We start from the raw sequence: 18,499 nt of genomic DNA on the forward strand, positions 1-18,499 counted from the left end.
AAAACACGGACTAGGCCTTTTCGGTGACTCCCGCCGCGTCGAACGTGGCGACCTCGTGCATGACGCGAGCCGCGCTCTGGACGAGCGGGAGCGCAAGGAGCGCTCCCGTCCCTTCGCCGAGGCGGAGGTCGAGGTCGACCAGGGGCCGCAGGCCGAGGGTGGTGAGGGCCGCGACGTGGCCGGGCTCGGCACTGCGGTGCCCGGCGATGCACGCGGCCAGCACCTCCGGCGCGATCGCCCGGGCGACGAGCGCCGCCGCCCCGGCGCTGACCCCGTCGAGGATCACCGGTGTGCGCAGCGCCGACGCACCGAGCAGCAGGCCGACCATCGCGGCGTGTTCGAGGCCGCCGATGGCGGTGAGGACCGCGATCGGGTCGGCCGGATCGGGCCGGTGCAGGTCGAGTGCGCGCCGGACGACGTCCACCTTCCTGGCGTGCATCTCGTCGTTGATGCCGGTGCCGCGTCCGGTGACCTCCGCGGGGTCGACCCCCGTGAAGACGGCGATGAGCGCCGCGGACGTCGTGGTGTTGGCGATGCCCATCTCCCCGGTGAGCAGCGCCTTGTTGCCGGCGGCGACCAGGTCGCGGGCGGTCTCGATGCCGACCTCGATGGCGCGCAGCGCCTCTTCGCGGGTCATGGCGGGGCCGGTGGTGAAGTCCGCGGTGCCGGGCCGTACCTTGCGCGGCAGCAGCCCTGGTGTGCCGGGCAGTTCCGAGGCGACGCCGACGTCGATGACGCAGACCTCGGCGCCGACCTGGTTGGCGAAGGCGTTGCAGACGGCGCCGCCGCCGAGGAAGTTGGCGACCATCTGGCCGGTGACCTCCTGGGGCCACGCGGTGACGCCCTGGGCGTGAACCCCGTGGTCGCCGGCGAAGATCGCGACGGCCGCGGGCTCGGGGATGGGCGGCGGGCACTGCCGGGACAGGCCGCTGAGCTGCGCGGAGATGATCTCCAGCATGCCCAGTGCCCCGGCCGGCTTCGTCATCCGCTTCTGCCGCTCCCAGGCCTCGCCGAGCGCCTTGGCGTCCAGCGGGCGGATGCCGCGCAGCGTCTCCTCCAGCAGGTCGTGCGGCTCCTCGCCGGGCAGCGCCCGGTTGCCGTACTCCTCGTCGTGGACGACCCAGGACAGCGGCCGGCGCTGCGACCAGCCGGCCTGCATCAGCTCGGGTTCCTCGGGGAATTCGTCGACGTACCCGACGCACAGGTAGGCGACGACCTCCAGGTGCTCGGGCAGGCCGAGTTCGGCGACCATCTGGCGCTCGTCGAAGAAGCTGACCCAGCCGACGCCGAGTCCTTCGGCGCGGGCGGCGAGCCACAGGTTCTCGACGGCGAGCGCGGAGGAGTAGGGCGCCATCTGCGGCTGGGTGTGCCGGCCGAGGGTGTGCCGGCCGCCGCGGGTGGGGTCGGCGGTGACCACGATGTTGACGGGGGTGTCGAGGATCGCCTCGATCTTCAGTTCGCGGAACTGCCGTGCGCGGCCCTTGGGGAGCGACTTGGCGTAGGCCTCGCGCTGGGCCATGGCCAGTTCGTGCATCTTCTCGCGGGTCTTCTCCGAGCGGATGACGACGAAGTCCCACGGCTGGGAGTGCCCGACGCTGGGCGCGGTGTGCGCGGCCTCCAGGACGCGCAGCAGCACGTCGTGCGGGATCGGGTCGGAGCGGAAGCCGTTGCGGATGTCGCGGCGCTCCCGGATGACCCGGTGGACGGCGTCGCGGACGGCGGGCTCGTACGCCTCGGCGGGCTCCGGTGCCTCGGCCTCCGCGGCCCTGGCCTCGGCCCGGCGGGCGGCCCTGCGGCCCTTGGGGGCGGCCGGTTCCGTACCGCTCTCCGCTTCCGCCTCGGTCTGCGCCGGCTGCTCGCCCTGCTCGGTGTGGGCGGGTGCCTCGGCCGCGTGCGCGCGGCTTGCGCGCCTGACCGTACGGCCCTTGGGTACAGCGACGGCCTCGGCGGTCTCCTCGGCGGCCGCTGCGGGAGCGGGCACGGCGGCCTCGGGCGCCACGGCGGGGGCGGCGTCCGCGGCGACGACCGCCTCGGGGGCGGCCTGCTCGGGGGCCGCTTGCTCGGGGGCGGCTTCGGCGGCGGGCACGGCGGCCTCCGCCATCTGGACGGCCTCGGGCGCGGTGGGCGAACCGGCGTCGCCCGCGGGGGTGTTGCCCGCCGACGCGACGAGCGCCGCGAGGTTGGCGGTGCCGGTCGCCGAGACGAAGGCGCTGCCGCCCGCGGCGGGCTGGTCACCGAAGGCCGGTCCCGACGGCGGGGCCGACAGGTCGAGGCCGATCGGCGGGGTCGGCGCGACCTCCTGGAGCGCACCGGACAGCGCGGCTGCCGGGCCCGACAGGACGGGGCCTGCCTCGGCCACCTCGGCGGGAGGAACGGGCGTACCGCCGGACGGCGTCCGCGCGGCCGTACCCTGCTCGGCGGCGGGCACCGGCACCTGCGCCTGCGGCGGCACGGGCACGGCGCTCTCGGCCTGCTCGCCCTGCGGCGCGACGGGTCCTGCGGAGACCCCACCGGCCGGCTCGGCCGCGGTGGCCGCGGGTCCCGCTGCCAGGGGCGGTACGCCGGCCGGCTCGGCCGCGACCGGTGCTGCGGGAACGTCCGCGGTCATGTGCGGTACGGCGGTCTGCTCGGCGACGGCAGCCGCGGGAGCCGGACGGGCCTGCCCGGTCCCTGCCGCCACCGGCTCTGCTGCCGCCGGGGTGACGGCGGCAGGTCCTGCCGGCTGCTCCTCGGCCGGGGCCGGCGCCGCGTCGTACGCCACCTGCTCGCCGCCTGCGGGCGGCGTCGGCGCGGCTTCCGCCGGGGGGAAGGCGCGGATCGGCTCGGGGGCCTGCTGGGTGGGGATCACGCTGTCGGCGTGCGGGATCAGCGACTGCTGCGACGGGGTCTGCGCGGCGGGCCATGCGCTGCCCGGGGACAGGGCAGCCGGGTCGGCGGAGTCGCCGGTCTGCTGGGCGGGGATGCCGTGGCCGTCGTCCTGGGGGACGTCGAGGTATTCGGGTCCCGAGGTGGGCGGGCCGCTCTGCAGCCTGGCCGGGGGCGGCAGCTGGCCGCCCTGGGCGGGGCCGCGGTCGGCGAGGGAGCGTACGGAGACGCCGCCGCTGGGGGTGTCGTGGACCGGCGGGCCCATGTGCAGCGGGCGGCGGGGTGCTGCGGGGGCGGGTGACGGGGTGTCAACCGCCTGCGGGGTGCCGTAGTCGGGCGCGGGCGTCTCCGCGACCGGGGACGGCTGCGGCGGCACCGGCTGCGGGTCGCTCCAGGTGCCCTGCGGTCCCGGCATGAGCAGGACGTCGTCGTCATCGTCGAGCCCGGCGCCGGGGGCGGCGGGCTGGTCGAGGTAGGTGTAGGCGGGAGCGCCGGGTTCTGCGGGCTGCTCCGTGCCCCAGCCGGGGGCGGTGGCCTGCGGTGCGCCGAGTGCGTCGGTGTGCGGCTGCGGAGCCGCTTCACCGACCGCGTTCTCCGGCAGCCCCTCGCCGGGGATCTGACCGGTGTCCGTCATGCGTGCCCCTCGCCCATCGGTTTCGCTCCTTCCAGCCGCTGCACCGCGCACAACCCACCCCCCACGGACTCCAACGAGCGTGCATGGGATGCGGCACGTCGGCCGCCGGGGCGCCGGAAGTCTCGACGCCCCGTCAACGCACGACGACGGCACAACGATCCGTCAGCCTACCCTCCGGGACACCGCCGCCCGTGCCGAAGTCCGCACCTCGGGACGTATCTCACAATGGCCGTACCGGCAGCGCTCCGACCGGCGCAAACACCGCGGGCGGCGACTGTTTGATCATGGACAGGTCAGCGCCGGGTGCCGCACAGCACGAAGTCCGCGGAGCGGCCCCGCTCGTCCCAGCCCGAGCCCAGCTCGACCGACTGCAGCAACATGCGTTCGACGGTGTAACCGCCTTCGCCGAGCGCCCTGTCGACGGCCTCCGCGGTGTCCCGGGTGGTCGCGGCGGCGACGATCCGCTCGGGGCGGCGGGCGGCGCAGGCGGCGACGACGACGGGGTCGGCGCAGCCGATCCTGACCACGTCGGGCTCCGGCAGGTCCTCCAGCACCTGCGGTGCGCTGCCGTGGACGACCTGGACCTGGACGCCGCTGCGGCGGGCGGTGGCGGCGATCCAGTCGCAGGCGTCGGAGTTGCTGTCGACGGCGATGACGGCGGCGCCGAAGCGGGCGGCCTCCACGGCGACGGCTCCGTCGGCGGCGCCGATGTCCCACACCAGGTCGCCGGTTCGCGGGCCGAGCCTGGCCAGTTGGAGGGCGCGCACATGGGCGGGCACGTCGCCGCCGTACTCGGCGGCGGGCAGCGCCCAGCCGCGCACGGGGCCGGGGAAGCCGGGGTCACGGCCGGCGATCCAGCCGCCGGCGCCGGGGCGTGCGGCGGGCGAGCCGGGGGCGGGCAGCGGGGCGGCGCCCAGGGCGGCGATGCCGGGGGCGGTGGTGCTGCCGCCGACGACGAGGACGACGTTGGGGTCGCGCCAGATGTGGTCGGCGACCTTGTCCGAGGTCAGGACGGAGATCTGCTCCTGCTCGGTGCCCAGGGCCTCGCAGATGACGAAGGTGCGGTGCACCCCGGTGAGCAGCAGGGCGACTTCGGCGGGTCCCGCGCCGGGTGCGGTCAGGACGGCGACCTTGGGGTAGGAGCGGCAGACGTTGACCGCGCGGCGCAGGGTGCGGCTGGTGGCGACGACGACCCGGGCGTCGTCCCATGGCATGCCGGCGCGGGCGAAGGCCCGGGCGACGGCGGAGACGCCGGGGATGACCTCGATCTCCAGCCCGTGCTCCGGGTCGCGCAGGGCGCGGACCACGCCGAAGAAGCCGGGGTCGCCGTCGGCGAGGACGACCGCGGTGCCGCGGTGTCCCGCGATGCGGCGGGCGGCGATGTCGATGCTGCCGAGCACGATGTGCTCGGCCTGGGCGGGGACGTAGGGCAGGGCCAGGTGATGACGGGTGCCGGCCACGAGGGTCGCGGCGTCCAGCGCGGCGCGGGCGGCCTCGGACGGGGGTGAGCCGTCCCATCCGATCACGGTGACCCGGTCGGCCATCGTCGTCTGCCTCCATGCCGTGGGTCGCGGGGGTGCCGGTGGAGCCCTCTCGGCGGGGCGGAGGGAAGGCCCGGGTGAGAACCCTAACCCGGCAGCGTGTGCGGCGGTGTGCCGAGTGCGGTGCGTGTGTGCGCACCCGGCCCGCTGCGGCTGCGGGCGCAGGTCAGCGGCGGTGGGCGGCGGCGCTGTAGCCGGCGTGCCCGCGGTGTCCGCCGTCGTAGTCGGACCCGTAGTCGGACCCGTAGTCGGACCCGTAGGCGCCGGCGCGGGCGGCGGCCTCGTCGGCGTCGTCGACGTCCTCCGGGAGCAGGCTCCACACCAGCAGGTCGGTGCGGGTCTCGGCCCAGGGTCCCTGCGGGTCGTCGTGGGGCCTGCTGCGGATGATCCCGGCGTTGCGCAGGACGCCCTCGCTGATGCAGCCGATCTTCTGCGCGACCTGCTGCGAGGCGGTGTTGTCCGCGGCGGTGCGCAGTTCGACCCGCTCGAAGCCCTGGCTGCCGAACAGCCAGCGCACGACGGCGAGCACGGACTCGCCGGCGTATCCCTCGCCGCGCGCCCAGGAAGCGGTCAGGTAGCCGATCTCGGTGCCGCGGATGCGCCAGTCGGTGTTCTGCAGCTGGACGGTGCCCACGAGCCGCTGGGTGAGCATCTCGGTCACGGCGAGCACCAGGCCGCGGCCGCTGCGCCTTTCCGCGGGTCCCGCGCCGGTGACGAAGGCGCGGGCGGTCGCCTCGGTGTACGGCCACGGCACACCGGTCCAGGCGGTCACCAGCTCGTCGTTCATCATCTCCACGAGCTCGGGGATGTCGGCCTCGTCGTACGGGCGCAGCACCAGCCGCTCCGTACTGAGTGAGATGTCCGGAAAGGTGGAGGTCATTCACTGCTCCGTAACCAGGGCATAGGTGGATTGCACAGCATGCAGCATCGTGCGCGGCATCCGCCGGGCAGGGTCGCCGCGGGCGGCCGGCGGCGGACCGAGCGGCGAACGCCCTTCCAGAGTAGGGCGGATGCCGGTCAGGGCGGGTATCCGTGGACGTCATCCGATCCTGCTACCGTCAGCCCGCGTGACGGTGCACCACGCAGCAGGAGTCGGTTACCAGCGGGCCGCGGGGGTCTACGAGCGCTCCCGGCCCTCCTATCCGCTCGCCGCGCTCGCCGCGCTCGCCGACGCGCTGCCCCTGGAGGCGGGCCGTACGGTGGTCGATCTGGGCGCGGGGACCGGCAAGTTCACCCGGTTGCTGGCGCTGACCGGCGCCGAGGTGCTGGCGGTGGAGCCGGTCAAGGAGATGCGCGAGACGCTGGCGGAGCTGCTGCCCGGGGTGGCGGTGACGGCGGGCACGGCGGAGGCGACCGGGCTGCCCGACGGGTGTGCGGACGCGGTGGTGGCCGCGCAGTCCTGGCACTGGTTCGACGAGCGGGCGGCGCTGGCCGAGGTGGAGCGGCTGCTGCGGCCGGACGGTGCGCTGGCGCTGGTGTGGAACACCTACGACACGTCGGTGCCGTGGGTGCGGGACTTCCAGGACATCTACTTCCGGCTGGCGCCACGCGACCTGCCCAGTCCTCCGCTGACGTCGGCGCTGGGCGACGCGGGTCCTGGCGGCGGGTGGCGCAAGGCCTTCGAGGCGGGCGCCGCGGGCTGGGGCGAGATGTCGGAGCGGCACTGGCCGAACCCGTACTCGACGACGGTGGACGACGTGGTGGAGCGGATGATGTCCTCCAGCCACATCGCGGTGCTGGACGCCGACGCGCAGGCGCGGGTGCGTGCGGAGGTCGAGGCGGTGCTCGGCGCGCACGACGCGACGCGGGTCAGCGGCGCGATAGAGATGCCGTACACCACGGACGTCTACTGGGTGCGGCGGGCCTGAGCGGACACCGCGGTACGCACACGGGTCCGCGGCCGGCGTGCGGCCGCGGACCCGTGTGCGTCAGGCGGCGGGGGTGCCGAAGGCGGGGATGACCGCGCCCTTGAAGGTGTCCTTGATGTACTGCTCGACCTGGGGCGAGTTGAGCAGCCTGACCAGCTTCTGCACCCGCGGGTCGCTCTCCCGGCCCTGCTTGACGACCAGGATGTTGGCGTAGGGGTTGCCCTGCGCCTTCTCGATGACCAGGGCGTCCTTGGCGGGGTTGAGGCCGCCTTCGATGGCGTAGTTGCCGTTGATGACGCCTGCGTCGACGTCGCCCAGCGAGCGGGGCAGCTGCGCGGCCTCCAGCTCCTTGAACTTCAGGTGCCTGGTGTTGGCCGTGACGTCGGCGGGGGTCGCGGTCTGGCCGGTGCCGGGCTTGAGGGTGATCAGCCCGTTGGCGGCGAGCAGGTCCAGGGCGCGGGCCTCGTTGGTGGTGTCGTTGGGCACGGCGACGGTGGCGCCGTCCTTGAGCGCGGACAGCGCGGTGACCTTGTGCGAGTACAGGCCCAGCGGTTCGAGTTCGACGTCGGCGACGGACACGAGGTGGGTGCCGTTCTTCTTGTTGAAGTCGTCCAGGTAGGGCTGGTGCTGGAAGAAGTTGGCGTCGACCTGGCCCTGCTCGGTCGCGGTGTCGGGCAGGACGTAGTCGGAGAACTCCTTGACCTGCAGGTCGAGTCCGGCGCTCTTGGCCAGGTGGTCGCGGACGTAGTCCAGGATCTGGGCGTGCGGGGTGGGGCTGGCGGCGACGACCAGCGGGGCGGACGCGTCCTTGGCGGCCTTCCCGTCGTCCTTGCTCGATGTGCCGGAGCCGGAGGAGCCGCAGGCGGACAGGCCGAGCGCGAGCGCTCCGGTGACGAGGGCGGCGGCGGTGATCTTGGTGGTGCTACGCACGAAAAGTGCCTCTTTCCTGTGTTCTGGTGGTGCGGTGCGGCCGGGCGGCCGCGGGAGGGAGGTCAGGGGGAGGTGGGTGCGGCGGGCGGCGCGGGCCGCAGCAGCCGCAGCCGGGGCAGCGGACCGCGGCCGCCGCGGCGGGCGGCGGTCCTGGCGGCGAGGTCGCCGGCCAGCTGGACGAGGGTGACCAGCACGGCGAGGACGGCGACGATCACCCACATGAAGCCGGTCTCGAAGCGCTGGTAGCCGTAGCGCAGTGCCAGGTCGCCCAGTCCCCCGCCGCCGACCACGCCGGCCATCGCCGAGTAGCCGATGAGCGCGACGACGGTGGTGGTGGCGCCGGCGATGAGCGAGGGCAGCGACTCGGGCAGCAGCACCTTGCGGACCACCGTCCAGGTGCTGCCGCCCATCGACTGGACGGCCTCGACCAGGCCGCCGTCGACCTCGCGCAGCGAGGTCTCCACGAGCCGGGCGAAGAAGGGGATGGCGCCGACCGACAGCGGTACGACGGCGGCCTGCCAGCCGATGGTGGTGCCGACGACCGCGCGGGTGAAGGACAGCAGCGCGATCATCAGGATCACGAACGGCAGCGACCTGCCGAGGTTCACCACGAAGCCGAGTGCGCGGTTGACCGCGAGGTTGCGCAGCAGGCCGCCGCGGTCGGTGAGGACCAGCAGCACGCCGAGCGGCAGGCCCGCGGCGACGGTCACGGCGGTGGACCAGCCGACCATCTTGAGGGTGTCGGTACACGCCTGGGTGAGCAGCGGGTGCATCTCGGACCAGGTCACTTGGCCACCGCCCGGGTCCTGGCGGGCTCGGGCGCGGCGATGCCGACGTCCGCGATGCCGGCCTCGGCGACGTCGACCTGCAGGCCCTGCTCGCGCAGGAAGCCGATGGGCACGACGTTGTCCTCGAAGCGGCCGGGCAGTTCGATCCGCATCCGGCCGATCTGCCGCCCGTCGTAGGTCTCCATGGCGGCGCCCAGGATGGACACGTCGACGTTGTAGGTGCGGGCCAGCTGGGAGATCACCGGGCGGGTCGCGCTCTCGCCGTGGAAGGTGAGGTCGACGACCGTGCGGTCGGGTCCCGAGGCCTGACCGCCGACCGGGAAGAGTTCGTCGGCCAGTTCCGAGCCGGGGGTGGCGAGCAGTTCCGCCACGGTGCCGGATTCCACCACGCGTCCGCCTTTCATGAGGGCCGCCGAGTCGCAGACCGCCTTGACGACGTCCATTTCGTGGGTGATGAGCAGCACGGTCAGGCCGAGCTGCCGGTTGAGGTCGCGCAGCAGCTGCAGGACCGAGCGGGTGGTCTCCGGGTCGAGCGCGGAGGTGGCCTCGTCGGAGAGCAGCACCTTGGGCTCGCCGGCCAGGGCGCGGGCGATGCCGACGCGCTGCTTCTGGCCGCCGGACAGCTGCGCGGGGTAGGTGCGGGCCTTGTCGGACAGGCCCACCAGGTCGAGGAGTTCCGCTGCCTTGCGGGCGCGCTCGCGCCGCGGGACGCCGAGGATCTCCAGCGGGAGTTCGACGTTGTCCTGGACGGTGCGCGAGGACAGCAGGTTGAAGTGCTGGAAGACCATGCCGATGCCGGCCCTGGCCGCCCGCAATGCCGCGGGTGCCCGGTCGGAGCGGCCGGCCAGCGCTGTCAGGTCGCGGCCGTCCACCTCGACGGTGCCTGAGGTGGGGCGTTCCAGCAGGTTGACGCAGCGGATCAGGGTGCTCTTGCCGGCGCCGCTGCGGCCGACGACGCCGTAGACCTCGCCTTCGCGCACGGTGAGGTCGACCCCGTCCAGTGCGGTGACCTCGCGGTCGCGTGAGCGGTAGACCTTGCGCAGGTCGGTGGTGGTGATCACAGGAGTGTCCATCGTGGTCGGGCGCGCGGCGGGACGAACCACCGCACAAGGGGTGTGTGCTGCTGGAGCGCGGCGCGGGTCTGCCCGCACGGAGCTTCGGTTTCCGGCGGCGCGGCGCGGCGCTGCACCGGGGGGTGACGCGGGGCGCGGCGGTCGGGGGCGACGCGCCGCTCAGGGCCTCAGGTCAGGCACACATTCGACACAGACGACGGACACCGGGCGTGGTCGCCTCGGTCGCGCGGATGCGGCGGTTCGTCGTGGTCATGCGGCCCAGTAAACCAGACATCCCGCCCGGTTCCGAAATCCGGGCAACCTGTTCACTATGCGGACACACTGTGCCGTGGGAGCGGGGCCGGAGCGGGCGGGGAGGGGTACCGGATCGGCGGCCGGACGGTCCGTAATAAAGTCGGCGCATGCTCGACGCGGTCACCATCACGGTCACGGTCACGGCACTGCTGCTCGCGGTGTGGTGCGCCTATGCCGCCTACCGCGACGAGCCGACCAACGACTGGCACTTCATCGGCATGGCGGTGGTCACACTCGCCGCGCTGGTCCAGCTGGTGGTGGGGCTGGTGCAGCTCGGGCAGGGCGACCGGCCCGACCACGGCACCGCCACCTTCGTCGGCTACCTGGTCGGCGCGGCCTGCACGGTCCCGCTGGCGGCCATCATGTCGCTGACCGAGCGCAGCCGCTGGGGCTCGGCGATCGTGGCGGCGGGCGGTGTGGTCCTGGCCGTGCTGGAGCTGCGGCTGCACGAGATCTGGGGAGCCGGCAATGGCTGAGGAGAGCACCGCGGACGGCACGGAGGACACGGCGATGGCCCGGCAGCAGACACCACCCCAGGCACCCGCGGCAGCGGAAGCGGCGGCGCCCGCCCCCGCGGCGCAGAGCGGCGGTGCGCGCATCGGGCAGGGTCCCGGGCGGCTGCTGCTGTGGTTCTACGGCGTCTTCACCGTGGCCGCGCTGTCCCGCTCGATCGTGCAGATCAGCACCAAGTTCTCGGACGCGCGCCTGGCCTACCTGCTCTCGCTCGCGGCCGGCATCGTCTACGCGGTGATCACCGTGGCCCTGTGGCGGGGCGGCGGCCAGGCCCGCAAGGTCGCGCTTGTGGCGTGCTCGGCGGAGCTGCTGGGCGTGATCGGGGTGGGCGTGCTGACCCTGGCGGACTCCTCGGCCTTCCCCGACCAGACGGTGTGGTCCGACTTCGGGTACGGCTATGTCTTCCTGCCGGTGATCCTGCCCGTCATGGGCCTGCTGTGGCTGCGCAAGGCGGGCGCCGAGCTCAGGGGCGCGGAGGCGGCCTGAGCGCGGCCTCCGCACCGGGACCCGATACCGCCGCACGACGGTTCCGGGCCCCGGGCGGGGCACGTGGGATCAGGCGGTGGCGGCGTATCCCGCCGTCTCCGCGGACTTCTCCATCGTCACCAGGCTCAGCCGGCGGGTGACCGGCTCGGCCGCACCCACCTGCTCGTAGCCCAGCTTGCGGTACATCCGCAGGTTGACCTCGCTGCGGTGCCCGGTGAACAGCCGGTACCGCTTGGCCTCCGCCTCGGCCGCGAGCCGGTCCTCGACGGCGTGCAGCAGCCGCCCGCCCAGGCCGTGCCGCTGCAGTCGCGGATGCACGATCAGCTTGCCGATCCTTGCGGTGCCGTCGTCGTCGACGGCCCCCCGGACGGACCCGACGACCTCTTCCCCGAGGCGTGCCACCAGCACGCAGCCCCCGGACAGTTCCGCACGCAGGTCGTCCAGGGTCTGGGTCAGCGGTTCGATGCTGTAGTCGCCGTACAGCTCGGCTTCACTCTGGTAGCAGAGGTACTGGAGTTTCAGGATCTTCTCGGCGTCGCTCGACTCCGCCGTAGAGATGGTCACGCTCATGCCCATGCGCGCAGGCCTCCCCTTCGAATCCGTCCGGGCAGTTTGAGGGTGAGGTGTGGCCCGGGACGTGTGCCTGACCGGAGTTGGTGCGGGTGTGCGCCGTCTCCGTGGCGCCGATGATCGCACAAACACTCCGCCGGGGTACCGCCTGCGCGCTACCCCTTCCAGGCTCGTCCAGGCGTGCCGGAGGTGCCCACTGCCGCTGACTGTTTACCGTGCATTACCCCGTCCCACCGGGGATCCAACCCTCGAATTCAGGATGGATCGCAGACACCCCGCGCACCGCGAGCGCAGCGGCCCCAGGCTCCCCTGTGAGATTCCCAACTCCCGGGAGATTTCCCGGTATGTGGGGTCAGAACCGGACATCAGGGCGTGCAGCAGCTGCGGGCAGCGCCCCGGCAGGGTGCGCACCGCCGCGAGGACCGCGCGCAGCGCGTCCGCGGCGATCACCCGCTCCTCGACGCCGCCGCCGCGGTGCGCCGACCGCGGCGGCGGTCCGGCGTCCTGGTCGGCGTACGGCCGCTCGCAGCGCCGCCGTACGTCGAAAGCCAGCGCCTCTGCGCGGACCGCGGCCCTCGTCCACTCGGCGGGGTCGGCAGGCGGCCCGTCGCCTTCGAGCAGCCGCAGCCAGACCGCCTGTTCGAGGTCGGCGGCCTCGATGCCGGTCCCCGGCAGCGCGTAGGCGGCGGCCTCGGCGGCCAGCAGCGCGGCGAAGGCGGCCGGCGGTGCCGGGTATCCGGCGGGCAGTTGTTCCGCGACGGCGGCGGCGAGGGCGGTGTCCATGGCCATGTGCATATCCGCCTCTACGCGCGGGCCGCGCCGGGCGGTTGCCCGGCGCGGCCGCTTTCACCTCATGGAGTGCACGCGCCCCTCACGAGGCGGGCGCCCCTCACGAGGCCCAGTAGTCCTCGCGGGCCAGCACCGCGGTGTCGGCGTTGTCGGTGAACAGGCCGTCGATGCCGGTGGCGAACCAGGTCCTGAACGCGGCGATCGGGTCGCCGTAGGCGTTCGGGTCGGTGCCGACCTGGAAGTCGGCCGGCAGGAACTGGTTCTCGTTGCGCGCGGTGAAGGGGTGCAGGACCAGGCCGGCCCGGTGCGCGTCCCTGACCACGGCGGTGGGCTCCAGGAGCCTGCCGGAGGAGTCGCGCGGGATGATCACGTCGGTGGTCGGGCCGATGCCCTGGGCGAAGCCGGCGATCCAGGCCAGCCCCTCGGGGGTGACCAGGTCGGCGACCGTGCGCTTGTCGCCTGCCACCACGAAGTCCCAGGGCTGCGAGGTCAGGCCGTTGAGCAGGAAGACCTTGGTCGCCGCCGCGCCCAGCCGGCCGAGCCGCTGCAGGCTCTGCGCCTCGAAGGACTGCAGGAACTGCGGGGCGTCGGCGCGGTGCCTGCCGTAGGGCTTGAGCTGCGCGACCAGCCGCTCCTCCAGGGGCAGGCCGATGCCGCGGAAGTAGGTGGGGTGCTTGGTCTCGGTGTGCAGCCAGACCGGCTTGCCGCGCTTGCGGCCCTCCTCGTCCGCCCACTCCAGCACCTCGGCGAAGGTGGGGATGTCCCAGCGGCCGTTGTAGATCGCGTTGTGCGGCCGGACCGCGGGCAGCCGCTCCACCGCACGCAGCCGCTTGAGCTCGGCGAGGGTGAAGTCCTGGGTGAACCAGCCGGTGGTGGCGGTGCCGTCGATGGTCCTGGTGGTCCTGCGGCCGGCGAACTCGGGGTGGTCGGCGACGTCGGTGGTGCCGCCGATCTCCGGTTCGTGCCGGCACACCAGGTGCCCGTCCCTGGTGGGTACGACGTCCTGCTCGACGACGTCCGCACCGATCGCCAGCGCGTACTCGTACGATCCGAAGGTGTGCTCGGGACGGTAGCCCGCGCTGCCGCGGTGGCCGACGATGGCGGGCACCGGCAGCTTCGGGGCGCGGCCGTGCCCCCTGCCCGCGCTGCCGCCACCGGACTGGGCCTGTGCCGCGCCGGCGGTGCCGAGGACCGCGCCGCCCGCGCCGAGGGCGGCAGCGGACAGCAGGGCGCGCCTGCCGGGGCCTGTCGTGTGCTGGTCATCCGTCATGCCCGCATCGTGCCAAGGGCAGCTTGACTGCGCCCGACGCCGACCGGAACACATCCGTAACTCAGGTCAACACCGTGTGGCATCTCCGTGAACCCGACGTGCGGGGGCGGCCCTCCCAGAAGTATCGTCCTCGTGTACGTACGGGCCGGTAGGTCCGGCCGCCCCCCTGCGCGAACCGGAGGAATGCGTTGTCCCGCAGCGTGCTCAAGGCGATTCTCGGACTGCTGATGCGGGTCCTGTACCGCCCCCGGGTCGAGGGTGTGGAGAACATCCCGGGCGACGGCCCGGTGATCCTGGCGGGCAACCACGTGACCTTCGTCGACTCGCTGTTCCTGTCCCTGGTGGTGGAGCGGCAGGTCTACTTCATCGGCAAGGACGAGTACGTCACGGGCAAGGGCGTCAAGGGCCGGCTGATGGCCTGGTTCTTCACCACCTGCGGCATGATCCCGGTGGACCGGGACGGCGGGCACGGCGGTGTGGCGGCCCTGATGACCGGGCGCCGGGTGCTGGAGGAGGGCCGGATCTTCGGCATCTACCCCGAGGGCACCCGCTCCCCCGACGGGCGGCTCTACCGCGGCCGCACCGGTGTCGCCAGGCTCGCCCTGATGACCGGCGCCCCCGTGGTGCCCTTCGCGATGGTCGGCACCGACAAGGTGCAGCCCGGCGGCTCCGGCATGCTGCGGATCGCCCCGGTCACCATCCGCTTCGGCGACGCCCTGGAGTTCGCCCGCTACGAGGGCATGGACCGCGACCGCTACGTCCTGCGGGCGGTCACCGACGAGGTCATGAGCGAGGTCATGCGGCTCGGCGGCCAGGAGTACGTGGACATCTACGCCACCAAGGCCAAGGCCGCCTGACGGCAGCCGCGGCAGCCGCCCGCACCGGGCACGGTTCACCGGCAGGAACCGCGGGAAGATCACCGGCGTCGTGGTTTGCACACGACCAGACCCGGTGTCAGGGGGACCTGCGGTGCGCGGTGGTTTACGGTACGGGACGGTGGCGGCGGCCCTGGCGGCACTGCTGCTGACGGGCTGCTCCTCGGGCGGCGCGTCCGGCGGCGGCACACCGCGGCCGGGACACCACGGTGCCGCCGCGGCGGCACCGTCGGCCTCCGCCCGCCCGGCCGACGACACCACGTGCGGGAAGACCCCGGACAGCTACCGGCCCGCGGGGACGCAGCCGCAGCCCGGGCACATGCCCGCGGGCTCCACGATGGCGGCGATCGCGGCCCGCGGGCGGCTGATCGCGGGCGTGGACCAGAACTCGTACCTCTTCGGCTACCGCAACCCGCTGACCGGGCAGCTCGACGGCTACGAGATCGAGCTGCTCAAGCGGATATCGACGGCGCTCTTCGGCAGCCCCGACCGCATCCAGTTCCGCACCATCACCTCGGCCCAGCGCATCCCGGTGCTGCTGCAGAAGCAGGACCCGGTGGACATCGTCATCGACTCGATGACGGTCAACTGCGAGCGCTGGAAGAGCGTGGCCTTCTCCAGCGACTACATGGACGCAGGCCAGCGGGTGCTGGTGCCCAAGGACTCGGCGGCCACGTCGATCGACGACCTGGGCGGCAAGAAGGTGTGCGCGGCCTCCGGCACGACCTCCATCGACACCCTCACGGGGCTCAAGGACCACCCGGTGGTCCCGGTGGGCGTCAAGGACTGGACGGACTGCCTGATGCTCATGCAGCTGGGGCAGGTCGACGCGGTCTCCACCGACGACACCATCCTGATCGGCCTGCAGCGGCAGGATCCGAACACCAAGCTGATCGGCCCGCGCTTCACCGCCGAGCCGCACGGCATCGCCATGCAGCCGCAGCAGGTGGACTTCGTGCGCTTCGTCAACGGCGTGCTGGAGCAGATGCGGCAGGACGGCTCGCTGAAGAAGCTGGCCCAGGACTGGCTGGGAGACGGCGCCACCTTCGGGCCGCCTCCCGCCGTCTACCGGGACTGACTCCCGGCTCCGTCCGCCGTGCCGCCTAGGCCGTGTTTTGGAAGTGGCGCCGTCCGCCCACAGGGCGGGCCCCGCGGCGTCCGGTGCGTGCGATCGCAAGGCGGAGGGTCGTCCTCGTAGTGGGCCTGCTCGGACGACTCCGACAACGCAGCAAGCGTGCGTGCCAGGCGTCGCGGGGCAGGCGGGACTTCCACAACACGGCCTAGCTGCCCGCCCTGTCCGACCAGGCGTGCTGGAGCGCCAGGTCCGCCTTGACCTCGGCGAGCTGGACGGCGACCGCGCTCGGCGCCGTACCGCCGCGCCCGCTGCGGGAGGCCAGCGCGCCCGGCACGTTCAGCACGTCGCGGACCTCGGGGGTCAGGTGCGCGGAGATCTTGCCGAACTGCTCGTCGCTCAGCTCGTGCAGCTCGATGCCCTCGGCCTCGCAGACCTTGACGCACTCCCCCGCGACCTCGTGCGCGACCCGGAAGGGCACGCCCTGCCTGACCAGCCACTCGGCGATGTCGGTGGCCAGCGAGAAGCCGGCCGGTGCCAGCTCGGCCATCCGCTCGGTGTGCACGGTCAGGGTCGCCATCATCCCGGTGAAGGCCGGCAGCAGCACCTCAAGGGTGTCGCAGGAGTCGAAGACCGGCTCCTTGTCCTCCTGCAGGTCCCGGTTGTAGGCCAGCGGCAGCGCCTTGAGGGTGGCCATCAGCCCGGTCAGGTTGCCGATCAGCCGCCCCGACTTGCCGCGGGCCAGCTCGGCGATGTCCGGGTTCTTCTTCTGCGGCATGATCGACGAGCCGGTGGAGAAGGCGTCGTGCAGGGTCACGAAGGAGAACTCCTTGGTGTTCCAGATGATCACCTCCTCGGCGATCCGCGACAGGTTGACGCCGATCATCGCGGTGACGAAGGCGAACTCCGCGACGAAGTCCCGCGAGGCGGTGCCGTCGATGGAGTTGCCGACCGAGCCGTGCTCGAAGCCCAGGTCGCGGGCGACCGCCTCGGGGTCGAGGCCCAGCGAGGACCCGGCGAGCGCACCCGAGCCGTAGGGCGAGACCGCGGTGCGCTCGTCCCACTGGCGCAGCCGCTCCGCGTCCCGGGACAGCGACTGGACGTGCGCCAGCATGTGGTGCGCGAACAGCACCGGCTGGGCGTGCTGGAGGTGGGTCCGGCCGGGCATCGCCGCGTCCGGGTGCGCCTCGGCGAGGCCGACGAGCGCGTCCTGCAGGTCGGCGACCAGGCCGCCGATGATGCGGGCGTGGTCGCGCAGGTACATCCGGAAGAGGGTGGCGATCTGGTCGTTGCGGGACCGGCCGGCCCGCAGCTTGCCGCCGAGTTCCGCGCCGAGCCGGTCGACCAGGCCGCGTTCCAGTGCGGTGTGCACGTCCTCGTCGGCGACGGTGCCGGTGAAGTCGCCCGCCGCGACGTCCGCTTCGAGGGCGTCGAGCCCGGCGATCATCCGGTCCAGCTCGTCGGCGGTGAGCAGCTCGGCCCGGTACAGGGCGCGGGCGTGCGCGCGGGAGCCGGCGATGTCGTAGGGCGCGAGCCGGAAGTCGAAGTGCACGGAGGCGGACAGCTTCTCCAGGGCCGCGGAGGGTCCGTCGACGAAGCGGCTGCTCCAGAGCTTGCCGCTCTTGGCGTTGTCGGTCACAGTGCCACGTCCCTCTTGGCGGCGATCTTGCTGGACATGCCGAAGATCTCGATGAAGCCCTTGGACAGCGACTGGTCGAAGGTGTCGCCGGTGTCGTAGGTGGCGAGGTTGAAGTCGTACAGCGACTCGCCCGACCTGCGGCCGTTGACGACCGCCCGGCCGCCGTGCAGCACCATCCGGACCTCGCCCGAGACATGCTCGTTGGCCTCGGCGATGAAACCGTCCAGTGCCCGCTTGAGCGGCGAGAACCACAGGCCGTCGTAGACGAGTTCGCCCCAGCGCTGCTCGACCTGCCGCTTGTAGCGGGCGAGTTCGCGCTCGACGGTGACGTTCTCCAGCTCCTGGTGGGCGGTGATCAGGGCGATGGCGCCGGGGGCCTCGTAGATCTCCCGGGACTTGATGCCGACCAGCCGGTCCTCGACCATGTCGATCCGGCCGACGCCCTGGGCGCCGGCCCGCCGGTTGAGCTGCTGGACCGCCTCCAGGACGGTGACCTCCTGGCCGTCGATCGCGACGGGCGCGCCCTTGTGGAAGGTGATGACCACCTCGTCGGGCTCCCGCGGGGTGGCCGGGTTCTGGGTGTACTCGTAGACGTCCTCGATCGGCGCGTTCCAGATGTCCTCCAGGAAACCGGTCTCGACGGCCCGCCCGAAGACGTTCTGGTCGATCGAGTACGGCGACTTCTTGGTGGTGGCGATCGGCAGGTTGTTGGCCTCGCAGAAGGCGATGGCCTTGTCCCGGGTCATGGCGTAGTCGCGGACCGGGGCGATGCAGCGCAGCTCGGGGGCGAGCGAGGAGATGCCGGCCTCGAAGCGGACCTGGTCGTTGCCCTTGCCGGTGCAGCCGTGGGCGACGGTGTCGGCGCCGTGCTTGCGGGCGGCGGCGACCAGGTGCTTGACGATGGCCGGCCGGGACAGCGCGGAGACCAGCGGGTAGCGGTCCATGTAGAGCGCGTTGGCCTTGATCGCCGGCAGGCAGTACTCGTCGGCGAACTCGTCCTTGGCGTCCGCGACCTCGGCCTCGACGGCGCCGCAGGCGATCGCGCGCTTGCGGATGACGTCCAGGTCCTCGCCGCCCTGGCCGACGTCCACGGCCACGGCGATGACCTCGGCCCCGGTCTCCTCGGCGATCCAGCCGATGGCGACGGAGGTGTCAAGGCCGCCCGAGTAGGCGAGTACGACGCGCTCGGTCACGGGTGTCTCCTTACGTGCATACACTGACTGGTATAAGTATGCACTCCACCGTATGGTTAGTCCAATTCCCAGGTCAGCGTGTCCCGGGAACCGAGTGGA

16 protein-coding genes are annotated in these 18,499 nt (G+C 73.0%); 5 read left to right on the plus strand and 11 right to left on the minus strand.

The window, feature by feature from the left end:
* Positions 1-10: 10 nt before the first annotated feature.
* From cobT to JT723_RS17720, 3 genes are all read right to left on the minus strand, one after another.
* Complete coding sequence (gene cobT / locus JT723_RS17710) at positions 11-3,499, minus strand: nicotinate-nucleotide--dimethylbenzimidazole phosphoribosyltransferase (RefSeq protein ID WP_205045642.1); 3,489 nt, start codon at positions 3,497-3,499, stop codon at positions 11-13.
* 293 nt (positions 3,500-3,792) lie between these two features.
* Positions 3,793-5,043, minus strand: coding sequence for a precorrin-6y C5,15-methyltransferase (decarboxylating) subunit CbiE (gene cbiE, locus JT723_RS17715; protein WP_205045643.1), 1,251 nt, complete (start codon positions 5,041-5,043; stop codon positions 3,793-3,795).
* 163 nt (positions 5,044-5,206) lie between these two features.
* Positions 5,207-5,920 carry a GNAT family N-acetyltransferase gene (locus tag JT723_RS17720; protein WP_205045644.1) on the minus strand — a complete coding sequence of 238 codons (714 nt, stop codon included), beginning with the start codon at positions 5,918-5,920 and terminating at the stop codon, positions 5,207-5,209.
* A gap of 187 nt (positions 5,921-6,107) precedes the next feature.
* Here JT723_RS17720 and JT723_RS17725 point away from each other — a divergent pair, with 187 nt between their 5' ends.
* Positions 6,108-6,908 (plus strand): class I SAM-dependent methyltransferase, encoded by an 801-nt coding sequence (locus tag JT723_RS17725; RefSeq protein ID WP_251513694.1) that lies wholly within the window; start codon positions 6,108-6,110, stop codon positions 6,906-6,908.
* A gap of 60 nt (positions 6,909-6,968) precedes the next feature.
* Here the strand turns inward: JT723_RS17725 and JT723_RS17730 are convergent, their stop codons facing one another.
* The 3 genes from JT723_RS17730 to JT723_RS17740 form a co-directional block, all read right to left on the minus strand.
* Positions 6,969-7,838, minus strand: coding sequence for a MetQ/NlpA family ABC transporter substrate-binding protein (locus JT723_RS17730; RefSeq protein WP_205045646.1), 870 nt, complete (start codon positions 7,836-7,838; stop codon positions 6,969-6,971).
* A gap of 62 nt (positions 7,839-7,900) precedes the next feature.
* Complete coding sequence (locus tag JT723_RS17735) at positions 7,901-8,626, minus strand: methionine ABC transporter permease (protein ID WP_205045647.1); 726 nt, start codon at positions 8,624-8,626, stop codon at positions 7,901-7,903.
* Positions 8,623-9,687: a methionine ABC transporter ATP-binding protein gene (locus tag JT723_RS17740; protein ID WP_205045648.1), complete on the minus strand. Its 1,065-nt coding sequence runs from the start codon at positions 9,685-9,687 to the stop codon at positions 8,623-8,625. Before JT723_RS17740 ends, JT723_RS17735 begins: the two co-directional genes overlap by 4 nt.
* 413 nt (positions 9,688-10,100) lie before the next feature.
* On the opposite strand from JT723_RS17740, the gene JT723_RS17745 reads away from it, so the two are divergent.
* Positions 10,101-10,469, plus strand: a complete 369-nt coding sequence (locus JT723_RS17745) for a hypothetical protein (protein WP_205045649.1) — start codon at positions 10,101-10,103, stop codon at positions 10,467-10,469.
* The gene (locus JT723_RS17750; RefSeq protein ID WP_240165789.1) at positions 10,462-10,992 is read left to right on the plus strand and encodes a hypothetical protein; all 531 of its coding nucleotides are present in this window, start codon (positions 10,462-10,464) and stop codon (positions 10,990-10,992) included. The genes JT723_RS17745 and JT723_RS17750 overlap by 8 nt, the downstream gene beginning before the upstream one ends.
* 69 nt (positions 10,993-11,061) lie before the next feature.
* Here JT723_RS17750 and JT723_RS17755 read toward each other — a convergent pair whose 3' ends face one another.
* The 3 genes from JT723_RS17755 to JT723_RS17765 all read right to left on the minus strand — a co-directional run bounded on the left by JT723_RS17755 (position 11,062) and on the right by JT723_RS17765 (position 13,621).
* A complete protein-coding gene (locus JT723_RS17755) occupies positions 11,062-11,568 on the minus strand; it encodes a GNAT family N-acetyltransferase (protein WP_205045650.1) in 507 nt (168 codons plus the stop codon).
* 204 nt (positions 11,569-11,772) lie between these two features.
* Positions 11,773-12,351: a sigma-70 family RNA polymerase sigma factor gene (locus tag JT723_RS17760; RefSeq protein WP_240165790.1), complete on the minus strand. Its 579-nt coding sequence runs from the start codon at positions 12,349-12,351 to the stop codon at positions 11,773-11,775.
* A 100-nt stretch (positions 12,352-12,451) separates the two neighbouring features.
* A complete protein-coding gene (locus JT723_RS17765; RefSeq protein WP_205045651.1) occupies positions 12,452-13,621 on the minus strand; it encodes a glycerophosphodiester phosphodiesterase in 1,170 nt (389 codons plus the stop codon).
* Between the two features lie 188 nt (positions 13,622-13,809).
* Between JT723_RS17765 and JT723_RS17770 the strand changes: the two genes are divergently transcribed.
* A complete protein-coding gene (locus JT723_RS17770) occupies positions 13,810-14,478 on the plus strand; it encodes a lysophospholipid acyltransferase family protein (protein ID WP_205045652.1) in 669 nt (222 codons plus the stop codon).
* A 139-nt stretch (positions 14,479-14,617) separates the two neighbouring features.
* On the plus strand, positions 14,618-15,574 hold the full coding sequence (locus JT723_RS17775; protein ID WP_251513751.1) for a glutamate ABC transporter substrate-binding protein: 957 nt from the start codon (positions 14,618-14,620) through the stop codon (positions 15,572-15,574).
* 202 nt (positions 15,575-15,776) lie between these two features.
* Here JT723_RS17775 and argH read toward each other — a convergent pair whose 3' ends face one another.
* Together argH and JT723_RS17785 are read right to left on the minus strand one after the other, a co-directional pair.
* On the minus strand, positions 15,777-17,207 hold the full coding sequence (gene argH / locus JT723_RS17780) for an argininosuccinate lyase (RefSeq protein WP_205045653.1): 1,431 nt from the start codon (positions 17,205-17,207) through the stop codon (positions 15,777-15,779).
* Positions 17,204-18,400, minus strand: a complete 1,197-nt coding sequence (locus JT723_RS17785) for an argininosuccinate synthase (RefSeq protein WP_205045654.1) — start codon at positions 18,398-18,400, stop codon at positions 17,204-17,206. The genes argH and JT723_RS17785 overlap by 4 nt, the downstream gene beginning before the upstream one ends.
* Between the last annotated feature and the right edge of the window lie 99 nt (positions 18,401-18,499).

Origin of the sequence: Actinacidiphila bryophytorum (genome assembly GCF_016916835.1) — a bacterium.
Lineage (GTDB): Bacteria > Actinomycetota > Actinomycetes > Streptomycetales > Streptomycetaceae > Actinacidiphila > Actinacidiphila bryophytorum.